Here is a 20,557-nt window from a genome sequence, read left to right as displayed (position 1 = left end):
GTCGCCATTTCCCTTGCAACCCTGGCTCGTCTAAGCATTTTTTTGAAATAAAAACGAAACTCGCTAACGCTCAGACAGTCGTTTTCATTCCAAAAAAATCACGACATTCTGTACTAAATTATAAAGATTATTATATTTAAATTCTAGGCTTTTGTATTTGGAAAATATTAAATAAGCAAAATTTCTTTAAAGGAAAAATAACTGTCTGAGCGTAGTTTTACGAAGCGAGTTTTATTTTTTCTTTATAAGAAAGTTTTGTGTAAAGCGGGGTAGTTCGTAGAACGTTTCGCTATTATCTTTAATATAGTAACCAGTTATACATGTTAAAATAACTTTTATTGCGAAAAAGGGCATGGCGTCTGATGCTCTTACATTACAAAAAAATTGAATAAAAAAATAGAAAAAACTATTATTAATCGTAATACTTATAAATAAAATTATAAAAGTCTTTAAGATGGATACTTAAGAATTACACTTGATTTTTTTAATAAAGCTATTGAATTACTTATTGTAAAATTTTATTTCTATTATTTAAATGGGGTTTAGTCTAATAAAGATAAAATGGGAAATAAACTGTGTATTCAGAATATCTCCCATTTTTTTATAACATTTAAATAGCAGAAATCAGTTAAAATAATTTTTTAAAAGATTTAGAGAAAATATTATAAATTTAATTTTTATCTTTTACTATCGGAACCCAAAGTTCTATTTCATAGTCAGGATTATACATATCTCCTTCGCTATAAACTTCAAAATTAGAAGAAAAGATCTATATCATTTTTCGACTTTTTTCCCCAATAATTTCTGTACAAATTTTATAATTTTTAAAAACGAGTAATAAAAATTCTAATTTTATTATTTTCAGTTAATTTCTTTCAATAAATTGAATATTGTGTATAGAATTATTAAACTTATCTATATATGCTTCTTCTGTATCGGTAGAGAGCCCTAAAGTATTTCCATAAATTTCTATTAAATCTATATCCACCAAACCTCTCATCTCACTTACAGGCTCAAAAATAGCTTCATGTCCAAATGATCTAGGATGTTCCATGTTTTTTTCTAATAATAACATATTTGAATCAGCTAAATACACAACATCAAAAGGCCCTAAAGTATAGTATGTCATTTTTTCTTTTACATTAAATTTTTCATCATTATAATCGCGTAAAATTAAATACTGATTTACAGTAACATTTCTAAAAACTTTTTCTCCGACTCTACATAATCTAGCTTTAAATGATAAAATTCTATCATTTATATTTTCTGTTAATTTTCCTATTCCTATACAATAAACACTATCGTTATGCATTGAACTTCTTACATATCCATAATTCTCATTTCCAAAATTTATTATTCCCATTAATATCATTATAATAAATATATATTTTTTCATAAATTGTATTTCCTCTCTTCTTACTTTAAGTTTTTTATATTTCAAAAAACTCCTCAATCGTAGTTTTCAATCCATGCTCCACATTTGATGTAGAAATAAATTTAGCTATTTCCTTAATTTCAGGAATTGCATTTTCAACAGCCACAGGCATTCCCACGTACTCCAGCAACGGCTTATCATTGGCACTATCACCAACTGCAATCATTTCTTCAGGTTTTATATTTTCAATTTCTCCCAATTTTTTCAATGTTTTTCCTTTATCCACATTTTTGTTGGCAATTTCTAGGAAGATTGGTTTTGAAATGGCGATAAAATAATCATTTCCGTGAACTTTATTCATGTGTTCTTGAGCAATCAATACTTCTTCAGGCTTTCCAATAATCATACATTTTGTAGTTTTATCAATTCCTTTTTTCGTCAATTCTTCAAGTGTATCGAATTTTTGAAATTTCATCTTGCATTGATCGGCTTCATACATTACTCCATCTGTCGCTTCAGTTCCATAAATTGTATCTCCAACGTATAAAATCATCGGAACATTTATTTCCTTTGAAACTTTATAAACATTTTCAATATCCTTTTTTTCAAGCCCTTCGTGAAAAATCACTTCGTTTGTCTTCATATCAATTAATTCGCCACCGTTAAATGCCAGCACATATCCTTCGTATTTATCCATTTCAAGCTCTTTTGCATATTCAAGCATCGCATAACTTGGTCTTCCACTCGCAAGTACAAATTTAACACCTTTTTCTCTCTGAACTTTAATAATCGCCTCAACATTTTCCTTTGTTATCCCATGCTCCTCATCAAGCAATGTTCCATCCATATCAGTCGCAATTAATTTATAATCCATAAAATCCTCTCACTTTCTCTATTTATAATAATTTTACTAATTCTCATTCAAATCTTTTTCTGTAGTTGCCCAACTTGTTGCCAGTCTTATCACTGTGTGTTTTTCATCTGTATAAAATGCCAAAAAATTACTGCTTTATATTGGTATTATACAGGAAATATGGGGAAAAATCTAACTTATAAAAATTTAAATCCATTTTCTATTTCTTCTATCAACGCAGTAATATTTGTTGCTCTTCCCTTATAATTTTGAATTTCTTTATAACTTTCTTCATAAATGTTCCAGGTTTTTATTTCACTTTGTGAAAATGAGCTTTTAAAATCTTTTTCCCCATTTGACACATCTATTGCAAATTCTGTAGATAATTTTGTTTTTTCCTTATCAGATAATTTATTTTCTATACCATATAAAACATGTTCTAAATTATTTCCAAAAAAAATTACTTCAAATGGTTGTTGTCTCGAATCTTTAGATTTTCCAATTTTCTTTAATTTAAACAATTTATTTAGACATTTCCTTTTATTTATTAAATTTTCTTTTTCTATTTTGAAACAATTATCTGTATCAGTTACATAATAAATTTTTATAATATCTGCCCATTTTATAACATTTGATGGCTTTTTTAAAAAACTATTTACAACTTTTTGTAATTCTTTTGTTACATTTGAAGATGTAATTTCAAATTCTTTCGAATATTTTTTATATCTTGTCAACATATCACCATGTATCACAATTGGTGTAACCCTTTTTTTCAATTTATTTATAGTTCTGTTTATCCATGGAACAAGAGTTTCTTCGTCACTAATTCCCTCAACTATTATTAATATAACACTCCCCTTCATTTATTTCACCAACTTCCTCATATACAATGCTATTTCTGTTTCACTTATATTTAATGGATTTATATTATCTTCACTCCATATTGCTTGTGATCTTATGTACTTTTGTCTTAAGTTTGTTGTTTTGGAAATTCTTTTAAAATAGCTGTAATTTATTTTGTCTTCATCAAGAGAAGTAACTATTATATTTTCTCCTTTTAATCTTTCCATTGGAGAAAGATTATGGGCGGTAAAAATTAGTTGTCCTTTTGCTATTTTTGAGATTTGTTCCAAGATTACTGCGAGCAAATATTCAAAAATATGGGCATCTAATTCATCTATTACTACAAGCGCATTTTCGTCTTGAATACAGTAAATCAAGGCTGATAATATTGAAACTATCTTTTGTATTCCTACAGATTCATTTTTTATAGAAATTTTATCTCCTTTTTTTATTACATATAAGTTTATTCCTTTTTCCTTTTCTTTTTCAGTTATTCTTTCTCCCTCTACTTCGCATATCAATTCAGAATCAGGTATAATTGCTTTAAAAATTCCGTTTATTTGTTTTACAGTATTTATAATTGCTTCTGCTATATTTTCAGAATAAAAGTTATTATTTTGGTTAAGTGTAATCGGGATTGTTCCTTGTGAATTTTCCAAGTGGATATTCATATTTAAGAAAATTTTCAAATTTGTCATTGCTTGATTTTCTAAGGTTATAACAAAAATTTTAGTTAAATAGTTTTCAATTTCTAAAAAATTTGTCAATACATTTTCAAGTTCATCATTCAGTTTTATTTTATTTTCACTTTTCTGATTCTCAATAATTTGACTAAAAATAATCCCTAAGTAACTATTTAAATTTACATTTTCTAAATTTATACTTAATTTACTTGTTTCCTGCTGTTTCAATATTTTTTCTATTATATTGATACTTTCAGATTTTTTTAACTTAATTTGCTGTACTTCATAACTTTTAAAAGAAATTAATTTTTTATAAGTTTCTCTTTTTTTATCTACATTTTTATATAAAATTTTTTCTTCCATAGGCAAAATATTATTAAACTTATCTTTTGAAAAAATTAAAATAATCTTATATTTTTTTGTTTCACCTTCTATTTCAAACTCAATAGAAGTAGTAGTTTCTCCTATTTTTATAAAATTTTTTAACTTTTCATCCAATTCCTTTTCCATAAAATCAGGTTTATCAATCAAAAAATATTCTCTTACAACTTCAATTGCCTCTATTACAGCCGTTTTTCCACTTCCATTAGGTCCGTAAATTGCTGATAAATTATTGCTTTTAAATTCTATTTTTGAATTTTTTATATTTTTAAAATTCTCTAATTTTATAGATTTTAATTTCAAAACTAATCTCCTTTACTAAAATGTATTTTATTAACTATATTATACTATATTTTTGAATTTTTTCAATAAAAATTTGATAAAAATACATTTTTTTATCATTTTTTTACATGATTTTATATTTTTTTGTTTTAAATTTATTGTATTTTACTATACACTCTATCTTTAAAAAAAACATCTCAAAAAGCCAAAAAAACTTTTCAAGACAGTTTTTAAAAACAAATATTCTAATTTTTTATTTTTATCCTCCAAGATAAGCCTTCTTAATTTCAGGATTTGTAAGCAGTTCCTTCCCTGTTCCTTCCAGAATTATTTTTCCAGTTTTCAGAACGTCGCCTCTGTCTGCAATTGATAGTGCCACATTGGCATTTTGTTCTACTAACAGTACAGTTACGTTTTCTTCTTTATTGATTCTTACAACATATTGATATTATACAGGAAATAAGGGTAAAAGTCCACTTAATAACCTTTTTTATTAAATATTAATCTGCCTAAAAATATTTTCTAATCAAAAAAAAAAACTAAGGGTTTTAAGGTATAATATAACTAAATTGACTCGATAAATTAAATTTCAAAAAATTAAGGAGAAAAACATGAAAAAACTATTTTTAATTGCAATGCTATGCCTAACATTCACAATTCCAGCAAAGGCAGACTTCTGGAAAAAACTGAAAAATGCAGTAACTGGAACAGGCAGTTCATCATCTTCGTCAAACAGTTCTGGGAAAACTGGCGGAACTAGGGGGTATATAAGAACAGACAATCGAGGAAATAAAGAAATCGTAAATCCTTTTGATAAAAATGACTTTAGAGCAGAAGACAGTGTATATTCAGATGAAAGAACGTCTATATATAGACATAAAGATTTAAAAGGAACAGCAACTAAAGTAAATTACATAGAATGCAGACTAAAACCAGGAGGATTTTTAGAATGGGTAGGAAAGGAATCATATTATGGATATGTTAAATTTCCAGTATACAAAATAATAGGTAAAGTACCTATTTCAGGATGTTTTTCAAGAGATAAATCAGGTAAAGAAAAGGAAATTAATGATGATTTATATTTGGATCATAATTTAGCAATGTATATTTGGGACAATCAACTAACAGTAACTACTTTGGCAATGAAAAACGGTAAAGCTGAAAATGGCTATATTCCTTGGTTTGATTCAACAAATCCTGAAGCTGAAATCTTTATTAATGGGAAAAAATTTAATTAATTTGTAAAAATTTATCAGAATTTTAGATTGTCTGATTATTTTGGAACGACAGAAACTGGGAGAAATCCCAGTTTTCTTGAAAATAGTTATTAATAAAAAAATAAATTTATAAAAAAGGAAAGAAGGAAAAATTTATGAAAAAGACTATATTATTATTCGTGCTGGCAACATCTCTATTTGCTTTTTCAGCAAGTAAAACTTCTAAAAAGAGCAGAAGAATTAAAAAAGAAAGAACCACATCAACATCTAAAAAAAGCGGAAAAAAGAAAGATGCAATGAATATGGAAAGATTTAGCTTTCACGATTTAGCAAACTATCCCAACCGCCCTGCACCTACCAATTATAAAAAAGTTCGAGAGGAATATTTTAGAAAAAATCCTGATAAAATTCCTCCAAGTATGAGAGATCAGTATGCGAAATAAGATAAAACAGAATATTTAAAGAAAGGAAGAAAAGTCAATGTCATAAATTATTTAAATTTTTAACGATTTTTCATCATTAACATTGAAACTCATATTTTGGGCTTCTGTTATACTGCATATTCTCATTATAGTCCTATCTATAAGACGTAAACCTCTCGAAGGAGTAACAAAAGGAAAAGTATGGATTACATATCTTGTATCATACTGGTTATTAGGATTTGTGGCAGGAACAATTGCAGGAGCTGCTTTATTCCTTATACTAAAAGGTATATTTTACATTCTTAGCCTGTTTAATTATAGTCATCCAACTGAAATTACGATTTCTAGAATTGCAACAGCTGTACAATTTATAACTGGAGCAATTACTTTTGCTGTATTGAACAAAAAATATCTAACTTCCAAAGATAATATTGCCAGAGAAGAAAATACTACTACAAAGCAATACACCTTACTAATTTTAAAACTAATCGGAATAGGGATACTTGTATTATTTGCAATACCGTTAATTGCTCTATTTATAGCAGGCTATTTAGTATTTAAAGTGCTAGGAATTGGGAACTTTATTGGAAATGTTGCAGTAAACAGAGTTAGAGAAGTACACGATGATATCGATATCCATACTTACGAAAGACAACGATATAGTGGAAATGTTCAGCCACATGAACGAATTATTTCAGATTCAGAAGCAGAAGAAATTAAGGAAAGAATTAAAAAAAGAAATCAAATTTTTAAATAAAAAAGGAAGTGAAAATAATGAAAAAATTATTATTAGCAGGACTGTTAATTGGAAGTCTTGCATTTGGACAGACAATTACTGTGAAAAAAGGGAGCTACTGTACAGGGTTTTCTAGTATAGGTGGAGATTTTGGAAATGCCACAGGAGAACATTTTAGATTTTACGATACTTGTAATATTAATGGAACAGAGTATAAAGATGTTGCTTTAGGGTACACTTGGGGAAAAAATGATACTGTAGATTCAAATAAATTTTTAAATAAAAAATTGAAATCTAATCACAAAACATACATACATCCTGGCATAAAGCTAGATTTTGAAAAAAATCATCAAATAGACTTAAGAGGCTGGGGATTCCCAAAAACATCTGATTATCTATTTGAAAATATTGGATATAAGAGTAGGACTGTAAAAAATTATTTTGGGTTTGAAATGATAGAATATAAAAAACTTCCGTTTACTGATGAAATAAAATAAGGATAAATTTATAACAAAAAATTTGAAGAAAATCTGAAAGTTCTTGGACTTAATCCAAGTGGCGAACTGACTCTTCAAACTATAAAAAAGACACACAGAGCAAAAGCAAAGGAATTCCATCCAGACAAAAACCCTGGAAAGGATACCACTGCATATAAATGCCGCAAAAGAATACTTAGATGCCAATCTAGAATACTATTTATCTAAAACATCCAAAAACTAAAAGATCAATAATAAAGAAGATTAATATGAAATCTAACGAATACAGTTACATAAAACTATGTTATTTAGTAAAATATGTCTTTATTACTATTTTTGTCATAAGGGTATTAATTCTGAGTATGTTTTTTGGAAAAGCAATGAATGAACTGATGATAATGGTTGGTATTTATTCTGTTATTATTTTTTTCATTGAAGAATCCAGAAAAAAAACTTGCTAATAAATGATAAAGCAATATATCCTCTTTTGGTACTAAAAAACTATAAATTATTGCTTACATATAAATCAATATATGCAACTGTAGACCATCGAGAAAAATATAACCAAACGCTAAAAGAACTAGAAAATATGAAGCCAGATCAGTTTGAAAAAGAAACAGTCAAGACATATAATGAAATTACAAAACTTATTTCAAAAGAAAATATACAAGATTTAAAAGGCTACTTAATCTATCCGTATTCTGATGTAGCACATATATTACAAGGCGATGTTAAATAGACATATTAAAAGTTTTGAATTTAACACAGCAAATAACCTGAAAAATTAAATAATAAGCTGGGAGAAATCCCAGTTTATTTCTATATTGTATCTTTATAAATATCTTTGACTTCAAGGATTTTAATAAAAATTCATCTTTATAAGTAATTATTCTAAACCCTTGTTTTATCCTATTTAATCATTTTTGTTTAACTATAATTTTATATTTATAATAAAATAATAAACAATATTAATATTTTATGTGATATAATATAAAAAATTTTATAATTCAAGGAAGAGTTATAAAATAAAAAGTTTTAAGTATAATATAAACAGAAAATAACCTAATTCCTTGTACTTTATAATATAAAATTATTTATTAAATAACAAAAAAACTTAATACTAGGACAAAGTTATTTAAAAAATTTGAAAATAAAGGAGAACTAAATCATGAAAAAACTTATTTTAATGTTAATGCTTATTTTAGGAACTTTTACTTTTGCAGAAATAACGGAGCAGGAAACCGACAGTTTCTTATTGCCAAAAGCTCAATTTTACATCTCAAATCAGAAAGACTGGTTTTTGGGAGAAGATCCGGCTGATTTTGATGGTGAATATACTAAATGGGAAAAACATCATTATTTCATTAGTGTTCTTCCCGTCGGAAACAAATATAAAATTGCCTATATACCTTTTGAAGAAATAAAATCTTACGACAAAGAAGGCTATCCTGTTTTAACTTATACAACAACAAAACAATATGTTATAAAAAGCCAGAGAAAAGAAAATATACCTACAACAACTTCATATAATATTAACATTATGTTTGCAGGAATGTTTCCTGGAACTGAAATAAAAAATGGAAAAAAATATGAGAGAGATCGTTATCAAGTCCTTTCAGAAAGTGAATTAAATGCTCTGTTAAAGTCTAAAAATGCAAAAAGACTTGATTCAACTACAGAAAAAAATACAAAATTATATTTAGACTGGTTATTCCATAACAATAATTAAATTGTTTTTCAATAAAAAATTTTAAAGAAAGGAAATATAAGAAAATATGAAAAAGTTATCAATAGCAATTCTTATCTTGGCATTTATGGCATCTTGTTCAAATAAAGAAAATGGTAACACAAAAAATAGAAATAATACTTCAAATCAAACAGCTGCCTATATGAAGCTTCAAAATCCACAAGGACCTACTGTTGCACTTAACTTAACAGACTTTAAGATTGAAAATGAATTTATTTATTATCAAGGAAACATTTTTACAGGGAAAGTTACTTTTAATTTACCTCACAAAAGCGGGTATTTTTTTGTAAGTAATGGAAAACTGGAAGGAGAAACTGAAATAAATTATAAATTAAGTGGTACAAAAAAAGTACAAGTTTATGAGCAAGGAAAACTTGTTAAACTTACTCAAACTGAAAATAATATAATAACGGAAGTCATTTATTCTGATGATCCTAATTCTATCAGTAATCGAAAAATTGTGCAAATTACTACAAAATACGATAAAAATTCTTATTCAATGGATTTACAATCTATGATAGGAAGTATTCAGAAAAATGGGAAATTCATAAAAGATTTAAATGTAGAAGAAAATAAAAATGGTGATGAAAAATACGTAAGTGCTGTATTCGAGGAAAATGGTGGTGTTTATAAAACTTATTATAATTTTACTCGAGATGGAGCGATTTCTGAAATAAAATATAAATTGGATTCTAAAAATCAGAAAAGTGAAACATTGTCTGAAATAAGAAAATTAAACGATATAAATACAGTACTTGAAAATGGATTAACTTTATTTAGAAGAATATTAAGTTCTTCTGGTGAAAGTGCAACTCCAGAACAATCATCAGCACAACCAAATGGAGAAAATATATCAAATCCAACTCCAACGCAAACTAATCAAAATGAAGATGATTTAGCATTATTAGATAGAGTTTATGATGAAGTTATGCACAAAAACAATCCAGATATATTAAAAACTTTTTCAAAACGACAATTGGCATATATAAGAAATACATTATTTGCCAAAAAAGGATATATATTTACAAAACCTGAATATTCAAATTACTTTTCTCAAAAAAGCTGGTATCGTGGAACACAAACTAATCAAGATACTTTATTAAACGAAGAAGAAAAGAGATTTATTGATATATTCAGACGATATGAAAATTAATATTTATTATAAATTATTTCATATTCAAAAAATTTAAGCTATATAATTCAATTAATTTTCAGTCTAATAGTAATAGCTTAATAAATAAAAATTAGGAGGAAATATGAATAATAACAAAAATATCAATAACTTAATAGAACTTGGAGAAATAAAATTGTTATTTTGGTTAAGTGCTATAATATTTGTAACATTGGGATTTATTTTCATAAAAATAATTGGTATATTAGGACAATTTATGAATGGATTTGGTGGAATGATTGGAGGGGCTGTTGACGGCTATAATTCAATGCATTTATTATTTATTCTTTTTATAATTTTTGGAATTGCAAGTTTAATAAATATAATTGTAATATTTAGTATTCGTTCCAAAGCATTAAATTCAAATAACGCTAAAAAAATGAAAATACCTAATTATGCAAATCCTTTTAGATTAGCAATAGCAGGAATGGTAGTTCTAGTAATACTTATATTGTCTATTGCAGGATTGATACCTGAATTTCTTTTTAAATTATCTGTAATTACGGGTTTAATTACTCTAATTGGATGTCTTGTGTTTTCTACACTTACATTATTAAAAAATTATCCTATTGTTTTTTCAAAAAATAATATAGGAAACAACAACAATAATAATATAATTTCAGAAAATAATAATTCTAATAACCCTTCACAATCAGGATTTTTAGATAATATTTTACAAAAAGATAACGAAAATAATAAACTTTTCTTAAAAATAATATTTTGGTTAAGTACAATTTCATCGGCAATACTTCTTTATGCTGGAATAAAGGCTTTAAGTTTATATTCTAATGTAAAAAAATTGACTTCAGAAGCTAGCAGTTCCAGTTCTTTCGACAATCTTTTAAATAGTGGAATGAATACGTTAGGAGAAGGAATTGGATTTATTTCAACAGCAAAAATGTTGCAAAGTTTATTAAATTTAATAATAATAACGGTAATTGTAATTTCTGTATTAATTTATTTAAAAGCGAAAAAAGAAAATAAAATAGAAAAATTAAAAAATTTAAACTATTATTTTATTGGTGGATTTGGAATACTAGGACTTCTTGAAATGTATTCAGTCAATAGTCTTATAAAAGCATTTGGCTCATTATCAGGTATGTGGGGAGCAGCGACAGGAGCAGCACCTAATATAGGATTTACACAATTTGCGATAATAACAACTTTATTAGTTTCATTAGGTTCAGCGATAACTAATTATTTTGTTATTTTTAGAGGAAAAAATATAGAAATTGAAGATATAAAATCAGAATGGAATAATGGTGTCCAAAAAATAAATGCAATGAATCCTGAAAAAAAGAAAAAATATAAAGTAATTGGAATTGCTGTAATAGGAGTTCTTGCTTTATATTATATCTGTACAAATTTTATTTTTTTGAAAAATTTTGATTTTAATAAATATTATACAGTTAGAATTGATGGAGCCTCTGGAAGTGCAACTATCCAAAACTATCAAAATCCTAATTTCCCGTTAGAAACTATACATGGAAATACAGAAAAAATGACAAAAGAAGAAGAATTTGCAAAAGATGCAGAAATTTCATTTACTTTTTCTAAAACTGAAGGAATACAAAATGGAGATACAATAGACGTTAATGTTTCTTATAACAAAGAAATAGCCAATAGATTAAAAATCCGTCCTAAAAATAGCAAATTTAAAATAAAAGTCAATGGACTTCTTGAATATGCCAAAAATGTCAATGAAATAAAAGACCTTAAAAATTATATTACAAAAGTAGCACAGCGAAAAATTGAATTGCAAAAGGATCAAGATTCTTCTTCCAATCTTAACTTAGGTGGAATTTATTATAAACAGGATGAAAATGGTAATTTATCAGTTAAATATTTCATCCAAAAAGTATTTACTGGATTTTTTGGCAATACAGAATCTTTCGAACCTGTAGAAATTGGAAAAATAGTTTTAGATAAAAAAAATAACATTATTTCTTATGAAGAAATAAAATCCAACTCTTTTTCTTCAGAAACATATAATAATACAGGAGAAGTACAGGCTACAATGAGTTCGCAAGGATACAATTTATTAAATTAGAAAAATAAAAAATTTATAAAAAATAGTAATCTTTTCAACTGGGATTCCTCCCAGTTTTTTTCTCCTCTCAAAACTTCCCAAAAACAAAAAAACCATCCCAAAAAGCCAAAAAACTTTTCAAGACAGTTTTCAAAAACAAATATTCTAATTTTTTATTTTTATCCTCCCAGATAAGCCTTTTTAATCTCTGGATTTGTCAGTAATTCCTTCCCTGTTCCTTCCAGAATTATTTTTCCAGTTTTCAGAACGTAGCCTCTGTCTGCAATTGATAGTGCCATATTGGCATTTTGTTCTACTAACAGCACTGTTACGTTTTCTTCTTTATTAATTCTTACAATTATGTTGAAAATTTCCTGCACTAATAATGGTGCTAGCCCCATTGACGGCTCATCTAGCAATAGTAGTGAAGGATTTGACATTAAGGCTCTTGCCATTGCCAGCATTTGCTGTTCTCCTCCACTCATTGTTCCTGCCAGCTGTTTTTTACGTTCGGCAAGTCGTGGAAACAGTGTAAACATATGTTCCATATCTTTTTTTATTTGATCTGTATCGTTTCTTGTAAATGCTCCCATTTCCAAATTTTCCAGTACAGTTAATTCTGTAAAGATTCTACGTCCTTCTGGAACATGTGCCATTCCACGGCTGACAAGCTTGTAAGCATCAATGTTAGTTACATTTTCCCCGCTTAAGGAAATTTCTCCTGATTTTATTGGTACAAGCCCTGAAATAGCGTGAAGTGTGGAGGTTTTTCCCGCACCATTTGCACCAATTAGAGAAACAATTTCACCTTTTTTTATCTGAAATGAAATGTTTTTTATAGCGTGAATTCCGCCATAATATACATTTAAATCATTTACATTTAAAATATTCACTTTTCCTCCTTTTTGCTAATTTTATTAATTTTCATCTTAAATTTTATTCTCCTAAATAAGCTGCTATAACTTCCTTATTATTTTGAATCTCATCAGGAAGACCTGAAGCAATAATTCTCCCAAAATTTAGCACATAAAGTCTTTCACAAATTCCCATTACCAAGTCCATATCATGCTCGATTAGCAGGATTGCAATTTTAAATTTATTTCTTATAAAGCTGATAGTGTTCATCAGCTCTTTTGTTTCGTTTGGATTCATTCCTGCTGCAGGCTCATCCAGTAGCAATAATTTTGGATTTGTTGCCAAAGCTCTTGCTATCTCCAGTTTTCTTTGCTGTCCATAAGACAAGTTTCCTGCTGTAATATTTGCCATTTCAGCCATATCAAAAATATCCAGTAAATCAAGCGCCTTATCTGTTATTTCCTTTTCTTCCTTCCAAAATCTAGGAAGCCTGAAAATCGCTTCAAAAGTATTATATTTCATACTGCTGTTAAGTGCCAGCTTTACATTGTCAAGCACTGTTAATTCCTTAAACAGCCTTATATTTTGAAATGTTCTGGCAACTCCCAAAGCAACTATCTGTGGAGTAGTTTTTTTATTTATACTAATCTGATTTATAGAAATATCCCCGTCAGTAGGTTTGTAAACACCTGTCAGCAAGTTAAATATTGTTGTTTTTCCAGCTCCGTTTGGACCAATCAATCCAACCAGTTCCCCTTCCTTAATCTCAATATTTACCTCATCAACAGCTCTTAGCCCGCCAAAAGATATTCCCAAATCTGTCGTTTTTAATAATGACATATTTTTATCTCCTATTTTACTTCATTTTTATATTTATCAAAAATACTTAACTTTCGCTTTTCTCACTCTTATTATTTCTATAATTTCTAATTCTATTAATTCTTCTCTTTGTTCCTGCAAATGTAAATTCCTTAGTACCAAAAATCCCTTTTGGACGGAAAATCATTAATGAAATCAAGATAATTGCGTAGACTAAGTATCTAAACTGCGAAACATCTCTCAATCTTTCATTTAGAAGTGTCAAAATCGTTGCAGCGATAATCGCTCCCGTAATACTTCCAAGTCCGCCTAGCACTACCATAACAAGAATTTCTATCGAGAATAAAAATCCAAATTTATCTGGTGTCAAAATTCCAATATTATGAGCAAATAACGATCCTCCAACTCCAGCAAAAAACGCTGAAAAAGCAAATCCATAAAGTTTTACACGATTTAGTCCAATTCCTATATTTTCTGCCGCAATTTCATCTTCTCTAATTGACAGAATCTCTTTCCCTTTTCGAGAAGTCATCGCCATTGCGATTATAATAATCGAGATAACTACAATGAAATATGTATTTGAAAAATCTAGAATTGTTGGAATATTGTTAAGTCCAGTTGCTCCACCTAAAAAGTCCAGATTTTGAATAATATATTTTACAATTTCTCCAAATGCTAAAGTAATAATCGCAAGATAATCCCCTCTTAACCTTAGCGTACTTCCACCAACAAGAAATCCAAATACAGCCGCAACCAGTCCTCCAAACAATGATACCAGTATTAATTGTAAAAATGGCGGTAAATTATAATTTACGAGTATTTTTGAAATAAATGCCGCTGAATATCCACCAATTGCAATAAATCCAGCTTGCCCCAAATTAAGCTGTCCCATAAGCCCAACTGTTATATTTAAGCTTACTGCAAATAAAACAAAAATTAATATGTTTATATATATTCCTTTTGTATAACTGAAAGCATCATTTGGATCAAAAGTAAAACTTAGGACGATATAAAGTGCAATTATTGAAATAAATGTAACAACATAATTTTTTACTTTTAATTTGTTAAAATAGTTCAAATTTTTCCATTTATATTCTTTTATTTCTTTATGCTTTTTTTCTTTACTATCTATATTTTTTGCTTTTACATCTTTATTAGTTTTTTCCATATTTCCCATTTTCCTCCTTTCAAATTATACTTTTTCCTTCATATTCTTTCCAAATAGTCCATTTGGCCTAAAAATTAGTATTAATATCAGTACACCAAATACAATAGGATTTGCCCAAGTTGTAAGCGATGAACCTTTTACATATGCTTCAATAAGCCCTAAGACATATCCACCAACCATAGCCCCTGGAATACTTCCTATTCCTCCAAATACAGCTGCAATAAATGCCTTCAATCCTGGCAACATTCCCATATATGGCTCAATTTGCGGATAAACAATCGCATACAATGCTCCACCCAACGCACCAAGCCCTGATCCAATTGCAAATGTTATGGCGATAGTCTTATTTACATTAATTCCCATAAGCTGTGCAGCTCCTGTATCCTGCGAAACTGCTCTTGTAGCTTTTCCTAATTTTGTATTTTTAATAAATAAATTTAAGGCAATCATACAAATTGAAGTAACTACAATTACAAATATTGTAAGCATGCTGATGCTTAAAAATCCTAAATTAATCTTGTTGTTATTTGATAAAAATGCCGGTATATATTTCTGATCAATAACTTTTGGATTTGCTCCAAATATTATAAGTGCCAAACTTTCTAACAAAAAACTCATTCCAATTGCTGTAATAAGTGCCGAAATTTTAGGCGCATTTCTAATTGGACGATATGCAAAAAAATCAATTACAACTCCCATAATAGCACATAAAATAATTGACAAAACAATAGCCAGTATTAATGGCATTCCATTTGACACAGCGATAAGCGTAGCATAAGCTCCCACCATAAGTATATCTCCATGTGCAAAATTTATAAGTTTAACGATACCATAAACCATTGTATATCCCAACGCAATAAGGGCATAAATACTTCCAGTCTGCAGTCCGTTAATAGTCTGTTCAATAAAGCTCTTTAACATATTTAAAAACTCCTCATACTTTTTACTTATACGTTTATTTTCTACTCATATACTTAGGCAACCTTAAAACTATACTCCTTGTTTGTATTCAAAAAATTAGTATAATCTTAAAGCTGCTTACGTATATTTACCCAAATTAATTTCTTCTTTTTAGATAAAAAAAGTTCCAGAGTGTTAGAAGAAAGAAAACTTCTCCTAACAACCGAACTTTATAATAATTATTATTTTCTATATTATTTCTAGAATTTTTCCTTCAATGTAAGTTTTCCGTCTTTCACTTCAATAAATGTAACTTTTTTCTCAGGATTTCTTTCTGCATCAAATTTTAATGAACCAGTAACTAAAGTACCGTCAAATTTTTTGATTGCTTCTCTTATCGCATCTTTTGAAGACAAGTCAGAAACATTTTTTAATGCTGTTTCTAAAATAGTTCCTGTATCATATCCTAAAGCAGCGAAAATAATTGGATCTATTTTATATTCATTTTTGTATGCAGCGATGAATTTTTGTACATTTTGATCAGGATCATCTGGTGCAAACTGACTTGCGAAAACTGCTCCATTAGCAACTTTTCCAAAGTTAGTCTGGATTCCGTCCCATCCATCTCCACCCATAAATTGAGCGTTTATTCCAAGTTCTTTTGCTTGTGTCAAGATTAATCCAATTGTATTGTAGTAATCAGGTACAAAAATTACTTCAGGATTATATCCTTTTACTTTTGTAAGTAATGCTCTAAAGTCTTTGTCATCAGCAGTATATTGTTCTTCTTTTACTTGAATTCCTTCTTTTTTAGCTTGTTCCTTAAATGCGTTTGCAAGCCCAACAGAATAATCACTTCCTGTATTTGTTAAAACTGTAACATTTTTACGCCCTTTTGATTTTGTATATTTTGCAACAACAACACCTTGATAAGGATCTGTAAATGTAGTTCTAAATACATAATCTTTTCCTTTTGTTATATCAAATGCAGTTCCAGTTGCTGTAATCATAGGAATTTTAGCTTGTTGTGCAAGCGGTGCAATTGCAAGAGATGGTCCAGATGTAACTTCTCCTACAAAGATGTCAATTTTGTCTTGTGAAACCATTTTTTTAAATGCATTAATTGCTTCCTGTACATCACCTTTACTATCTGCTTCTACAATTTCAATTTTTTTACCATTAATTCCGCCAGCAGCGTTTATTTCTTTTACTTTCAATTTAAATCCATTTATTGTACTTGTTCCATATTGTGCCACGTTTCCAGTTAATGCTCCTATAACACCAACTTTTATAACATTCTTGTCCTTAGATGCTTTTGCTCCACAGCTTAGTACAAATAATGCCAATAATGAAACTAAAAATAATATTTTTTTCATTGTTGTTCTCCTCTGCTATATTTTTATAATTAATTTATTTTTTTAAATTAAAATTTTTCTTTTAATGTAAGTTTTCCACCTTTTACTTCAATAAATGTAACTGCTTTTTCAGGATTTCTATCTGCATCAAATTTTAATTTTCCAGTTATAAGATCAATTCCACTAACTCCATTCATAGCTTCTCTTATAGATGACCCTGTCAAATCTTTTGCTGATTTCAATGCAGCTTCCACAATTTCCACTGTGTCATATCCAAGTGCAGCAAACATTATTGGTTCTTTATGAAACTTAGCTTGGTACTCTTTCATAAATTTCTGAACATTTTCAGCTTTATCTTCTGGAGAAAATTGGCTTGCAAAAATTGCTCCTTCTGCAACTGCTCCAAAGTTAGTCTGAATTCCGTCCCATCCATCTCCACCAAAATATTGAGCAGTTATTCCCAAATCTTTTGCTTGAGAAATAATTAACCCAATTGTATTGTAGTAATCAGGTATGAAGATAGCTTGCGGATTTTGTCCTTTTACTTTCGTTAAAATCGCTTTAAAATCTTTATCATCATTTGTATATTTTTCTTCAGTAATAATTATTCCATCTTTTTTAGCTTGTTCTTTAAATGCGTTTGCAACTCCTACAGAGTAATCATTTGAAGAATTTGTTAAAATTGCAATTGATTTTACACCTTTAGCTTTTGCGTATTTTGCAGTAGCAGTTCCTTGATAAGGATCTGTAAATGTAGTTCTAAATACAAAATCTTTTCCTTTTGTAACATCAAGACTTGTAGCAGTTGCTGAAATCAAAGGTACTTTTGCTTGCTGTGCAAGTCCTGAAATAGCTTGTGATGTAGCTGATACAACTTCTCCAATTACAACACTCACTTTATCCTGTGAAACCATTTTTTTAAATGCATTCACTGATTCCTGAACGTCTCCTTTACTATCTGCAATGACAAGCTCAATTTTTTTCCCATTAATTCCACCTGCATTATTAATAGCATCTACTTTAAGTTCAACACCTTCTTTTACTGCAGTTCCGTATTGTGCATAATTTCCAGTAAGCGGTGCAATAACTCCTATTTTTATAACATTTCCATCAGCTGATTTTTTCCCACAGCCAACGATAAATGCCATGACTAACAACATCATCAGAAATATTTTTTTCATACTCTGCATCATCCTTTCTCTCTTAAATTCTTTGCATCGTCAAAGCATTGTTAGAAAAACATATAATAAATATCAAATAAAATACTATTACTATTAATCTAAAACAAACTTTCACTTACTTATGTCTAATATTATATCATAAAAGGGTAAAGAAATGAAATTATTTTTAAAAATTTATTATATATCTAGTTCCCTTTTGAATCATACTGTAAAAATTTAAATAAATTCAGTATTTGTACTATTTTCTATTTAAATATCAAATTCTTTATAAATTTTAAGTTACATACTAATTAGTAAATAATCAATATTCCTTATTTTAAACAAAATATGGTTTATTCATAAAAATATTAATTTTATTTGGTTTTAAAATAACTTATTTTACTAAAAAAAACTATCACGTTTATGTGATAGTTTCTTCGATTGCAAATATTCAATTTTTTAAATTTTTAGATTTTTAATGTATAACTTCTCTTATTATAGATTATTGTGACAAGTTAAAGTCATAACCTACACCAAGAGATACTCTTTTATAATTAGCATCATATTTAGATCTTGAACCTAATCGTCCTTCATATTCGTATTCTCCTTGGTTTTCTTTATACATAAGCTCTACATTGAAGTTATTGTAGTTTACTCCTCCACCAACTCCATAGTATAATCCGTTTTTAGCTTTGAATTTTCCTAATCTTCCATAGTCATGGTCTCCACTATTGAATGAATATCCTAAATCACCTTTAACGTAAGGTTTTACAGCAGTTTGTGTATCAAATTTATATTTTGCAGTTCCATAAACTGGAATAGAGTTAAAGTTTTTTTCATTTTGTCCATTAACTTTATCTTTTAAATCTTTATGGAATTGGAATGCTGTCCCTCCACCTACTTCTAATCCAGGAGCTACTTCGTTTCTATATTCAACTCCTACCTCTCCTGAACTATTTTTACTTTTTTGACTCTTAAAATTATCTCCATAGTGGTATTTTCCACCTAAATCTAGAGCTCCTTTAGCTTCAATTTTTCCAGCATCTGCAAAAGAAGCTGCTCCTAAAATTAAAAATAAACCAATTAATGTCTTTTTCATAATTAATCACCTTTCTTTTCTAAAAAATCTCCTTTACAATCTTGTTTCTAAAATTTCTAAATCAAATTGCTATATTTAACAATTGAAGATTATACATCCTCCCCAACTGTTAACAGTATTATACCCCATACAACTTATAAGTTAGTGTATCTATCTTTAGTTTTACCTTTGACAGAACCCTTTATTTATGCCTATTTTATGTATAAAATATACCTTTTAGACATTCTTAATTGTTACAAAAAATTTATTTATTCTTTATATCCATGTGCAAATTTTTTATACTCTAAAGTATAATTTTTTAATTCTTTTCAATAGATTTATCTTCAAACAAACTATAGAATTCTGCTTGATTTACTAATCCATCTTGAGAATATTTTACTCTTTTCTTTTCAACTTTAGAAAAAATTTTTATTATTAATTTTATTCTCTATTTCAGTAACTCTTTTTTTGCATTCTTCTTTATTTAATACTACTGTATAGTTTTTTTGGGATTCAAGCTTTTCACAACTTGTTGTAGTTACTGATAATATTATCTGTATTTTATTTTTTTTACATTTCATTTAATCCCATCTATTTCTATATCTTCATTTAATATCTTGTATTTTTCCAATATTTCTATAATAAAACTGTTCGATAACCTTAAAGAATAATATCAAGGTATAATAACTGATAATAAAAATAGTAAATAATGTTGAAAGAATAAAAAAACTCTATCAGAAAATTTTTAGTATAAAAAAAGACCTTTGATAAAATGTTAAAACTTCTAAATGAAGTATATTTTAAGAGGCAGATACCCGCTGAAACTGTCCGTCTTTAGCAGACTTGTAATTATGCTTTCATATTACGGTGACTATAGAACTATGAAAAATATTGACTTTGAATACGATATTGCAAAAAGTACCATCTGTGACTAGAGAACATACTGGCAAAGAGCAAGGAATTTTCCTTATACAATACTTCGGGTAATTTACATTCAATTAGGCACA

At 28.0% G+C, this 20,557-nt stretch carries 21 protein-coding genes and 1 pseudogene; 9 read left to right on the top strand and 13 right to left on the bottom strand.

Annotated features, from left to right (window positions below; genetic code table 11):
• Window positions 1-865 precede the first annotated feature (865 nt).
• The 5 genes and pseudogenes from HMPREF1552_RS07250 to HMPREF1552_RS13025 all read right to left on the bottom strand — a co-directional run.
• A complete protein-coding gene (locus HMPREF1552_RS07250; RefSeq protein WP_155827506.1) occupies window positions 866-1,396 on the bottom strand; it encodes a hypothetical protein in 531 nt (176 codons plus the stop codon).
• Between the two features lie 34 nt (window positions 1,397-1,430).
• A complete protein-coding gene (locus tag HMPREF1552_RS07245) occupies window positions 1,431-2,249 on the bottom strand; it encodes a Cof-type HAD-IIB family hydrolase (protein ID WP_021744489.1) in 819 nt (272 codons plus the stop codon).
• Window positions 2,250-2,425: 176 nt separating this feature from the next.
• Complete coding sequence (locus HMPREF1552_RS07240; protein ID WP_021744488.1) at window positions 2,426-3,091, bottom strand: hypothetical protein; 666 nt, start codon at window positions 3,089-3,091, stop codon at window positions 2,426-2,428.
• Window positions 3,092-4,438 carry an AAA family ATPase gene (locus HMPREF1552_RS11635; RefSeq protein ID WP_021744487.1) on the bottom strand — a complete coding sequence of 449 codons (1,347 nt, stop codon included), beginning with the start codon at window positions 4,436-4,438 and terminating at the stop codon, window positions 3,092-3,094.
• A gap of 238 nt (window positions 4,439-4,676) precedes the next feature.
• Window positions 4,677-4,829: pseudogene (locus HMPREF1552_RS13025) on the bottom strand (ABC transporter ATP-binding protein); the annotation flags it as partial.
• Between the two features lie 199 nt (window positions 4,830-5,028).
• Between HMPREF1552_RS13025 and HMPREF1552_RS07230 the strand changes: the two are divergent.
• The 9 genes from HMPREF1552_RS07230 (at window position 5,029) to HMPREF1552_RS07195 (ending at window position 12,236) form a co-directional block, all read left to right on the top strand.
• Window positions 5,029-5,655: a hypothetical protein gene (locus HMPREF1552_RS07230; protein WP_021744485.1), complete on the top strand. Its 627-nt coding sequence runs from the start codon at window positions 5,029-5,031 to the stop codon at window positions 5,653-5,655.
• Between the two features lie 134 nt (window positions 5,656-5,789).
• Window positions 5,790-6,077 (top strand): hypothetical protein, encoded by a 288-nt coding sequence (locus HMPREF1552_RS07225; RefSeq protein ID WP_021744484.1) that lies wholly within the window; start codon window positions 5,790-5,792, stop codon window positions 6,075-6,077.
• An 82-nt stretch (window positions 6,078-6,159) separates the two neighbouring features.
• A complete protein-coding gene (locus tag HMPREF1552_RS07220; RefSeq protein WP_021744483.1) occupies window positions 6,160-6,813 on the top strand; it encodes a hypothetical protein in 654 nt (217 codons plus the stop codon).
• A gap of 17 nt (window positions 6,814-6,830) precedes the next feature.
• Window positions 6,831-7,289, top strand: a complete 459-nt coding sequence (locus HMPREF1552_RS07215; protein WP_021744482.1) for a hypothetical protein — start codon at window positions 6,831-6,833, stop codon at window positions 7,287-7,289.
• Between the two features lie 6 nt (window positions 7,290-7,295).
• The gene (locus tag HMPREF1552_RS13020; RefSeq protein ID WP_155827510.1) at window positions 7,296-7,496 is read left to right on the top strand and encodes a J domain-containing protein; all 201 of its coding nucleotides are present in this window, start codon (window positions 7,296-7,298) and stop codon (window positions 7,494-7,496) included.
• 226 nt (window positions 7,497-7,722) lie between these two features.
• Complete coding sequence (locus HMPREF1552_RS07210) at window positions 7,723-8,007, top strand: hypothetical protein (protein ID WP_021744481.1); 285 nt, start codon at window positions 7,723-7,725, stop codon at window positions 8,005-8,007.
• A gap of 429 nt (window positions 8,008-8,436) precedes the next feature.
• Window positions 8,437-8,997: a hypothetical protein gene (locus tag HMPREF1552_RS07205; RefSeq protein WP_021744480.1), complete on the top strand. Its 561-nt coding sequence runs from the start codon at window positions 8,437-8,439 to the stop codon at window positions 8,995-8,997.
• 46 nt (window positions 8,998-9,043) lie between these two features.
• Window positions 9,044-10,168 (top strand): YARHG domain-containing protein, encoded by a 1,125-nt coding sequence (locus tag HMPREF1552_RS11630; RefSeq protein WP_021744479.1) that lies wholly within the window; start codon window positions 9,044-9,046, stop codon window positions 10,166-10,168.
• Window positions 10,169-10,271: 103 nt separating this feature from the next.
• Window positions 10,272-12,236: a hypothetical protein gene (locus tag HMPREF1552_RS07195; RefSeq protein ID WP_021744478.1), complete on the top strand. Its 1,965-nt coding sequence runs from the start codon at window positions 10,272-10,274 to the stop codon at window positions 12,234-12,236.
• A gap of 158 nt (window positions 12,237-12,394) precedes the next feature.
• Here HMPREF1552_RS07195 and HMPREF1552_RS07190 read toward each other — a convergent pair whose 3' ends face one another.
• The 8 genes from HMPREF1552_RS07190 to HMPREF1552_RS12795 form a co-directional block, all read right to left on the bottom strand.
• A complete protein-coding gene (locus HMPREF1552_RS07190; RefSeq protein WP_369750443.1) occupies window positions 12,395-13,102 on the bottom strand; it encodes an ABC transporter ATP-binding protein in 708 nt (235 codons plus the stop codon).
• Between the two features lie 49 nt (window positions 13,103-13,151).
• Complete coding sequence (locus HMPREF1552_RS07185; protein WP_021744476.1) at window positions 13,152-13,910, bottom strand: ABC transporter ATP-binding protein; 759 nt, start codon at window positions 13,908-13,910, stop codon at window positions 13,152-13,154.
• Between the two features lie 46 nt (window positions 13,911-13,956).
• Complete coding sequence (locus HMPREF1552_RS07180; protein ID WP_051311993.1) at window positions 13,957-15,057, bottom strand: branched-chain amino acid ABC transporter permease; 1,101 nt, start codon at window positions 15,055-15,057, stop codon at window positions 13,957-13,959.
• A gap of 24 nt (window positions 15,058-15,081) precedes the next feature.
• Entirely contained in the window at window positions 15,082-15,978 is an 897-nt protein-coding gene (locus HMPREF1552_RS07175; RefSeq protein ID WP_021744474.1) for a branched-chain amino acid ABC transporter permease, read from the bottom strand.
• A gap of 239 nt (window positions 15,979-16,217) precedes the next feature.
• The gene (locus HMPREF1552_RS07170; RefSeq protein ID WP_021744473.1) at window positions 16,218-17,333 is read right to left on the bottom strand and encodes an ABC transporter substrate-binding protein; all 1,116 of its coding nucleotides are present in this window, start codon (window positions 17,331-17,333) and stop codon (window positions 16,218-16,220) included.
• Between the two features lie 47 nt (window positions 17,334-17,380).
• The gene (locus HMPREF1552_RS07165; protein WP_039901387.1) at window positions 17,381-18,493 is read right to left on the bottom strand and encodes an ABC transporter substrate-binding protein; all 1,113 of its coding nucleotides are present in this window, start codon (window positions 18,491-18,493) and stop codon (window positions 17,381-17,383) included.
• 481 nt (window positions 18,494-18,974) lie between these two features.
• Window positions 18,975-19,571: an outer membrane beta-barrel protein gene (locus HMPREF1552_RS07160; RefSeq protein ID WP_021744471.1), complete on the bottom strand. Its 597-nt coding sequence runs from the start codon at window positions 19,569-19,571 to the stop codon at window positions 18,975-18,977.
• A 395-nt stretch (window positions 19,572-19,966) separates the two neighbouring features.
• Window positions 19,967-20,131, bottom strand: a complete 165-nt coding sequence (locus HMPREF1552_RS12795; RefSeq protein ID WP_021744470.1) for a hypothetical protein — start codon at window positions 20,129-20,131, stop codon at window positions 19,967-19,969.
• Between the last annotated feature and the right edge of the window lie 426 nt (window positions 20,132-20,557).

The organism is Leptotrichia sp. oral taxon 879 str. F0557 (genome assembly GCF_000469385.1).
GTDB lineage: Bacteria > Fusobacteriota > Fusobacteriia > Fusobacteriales > Leptotrichiaceae > Leptotrichia > Leptotrichia mesophila.
Note: the sequence above shows the minus strand (reverse complement) of the source record. Positions and strands in the feature narration are given on the sequence as shown.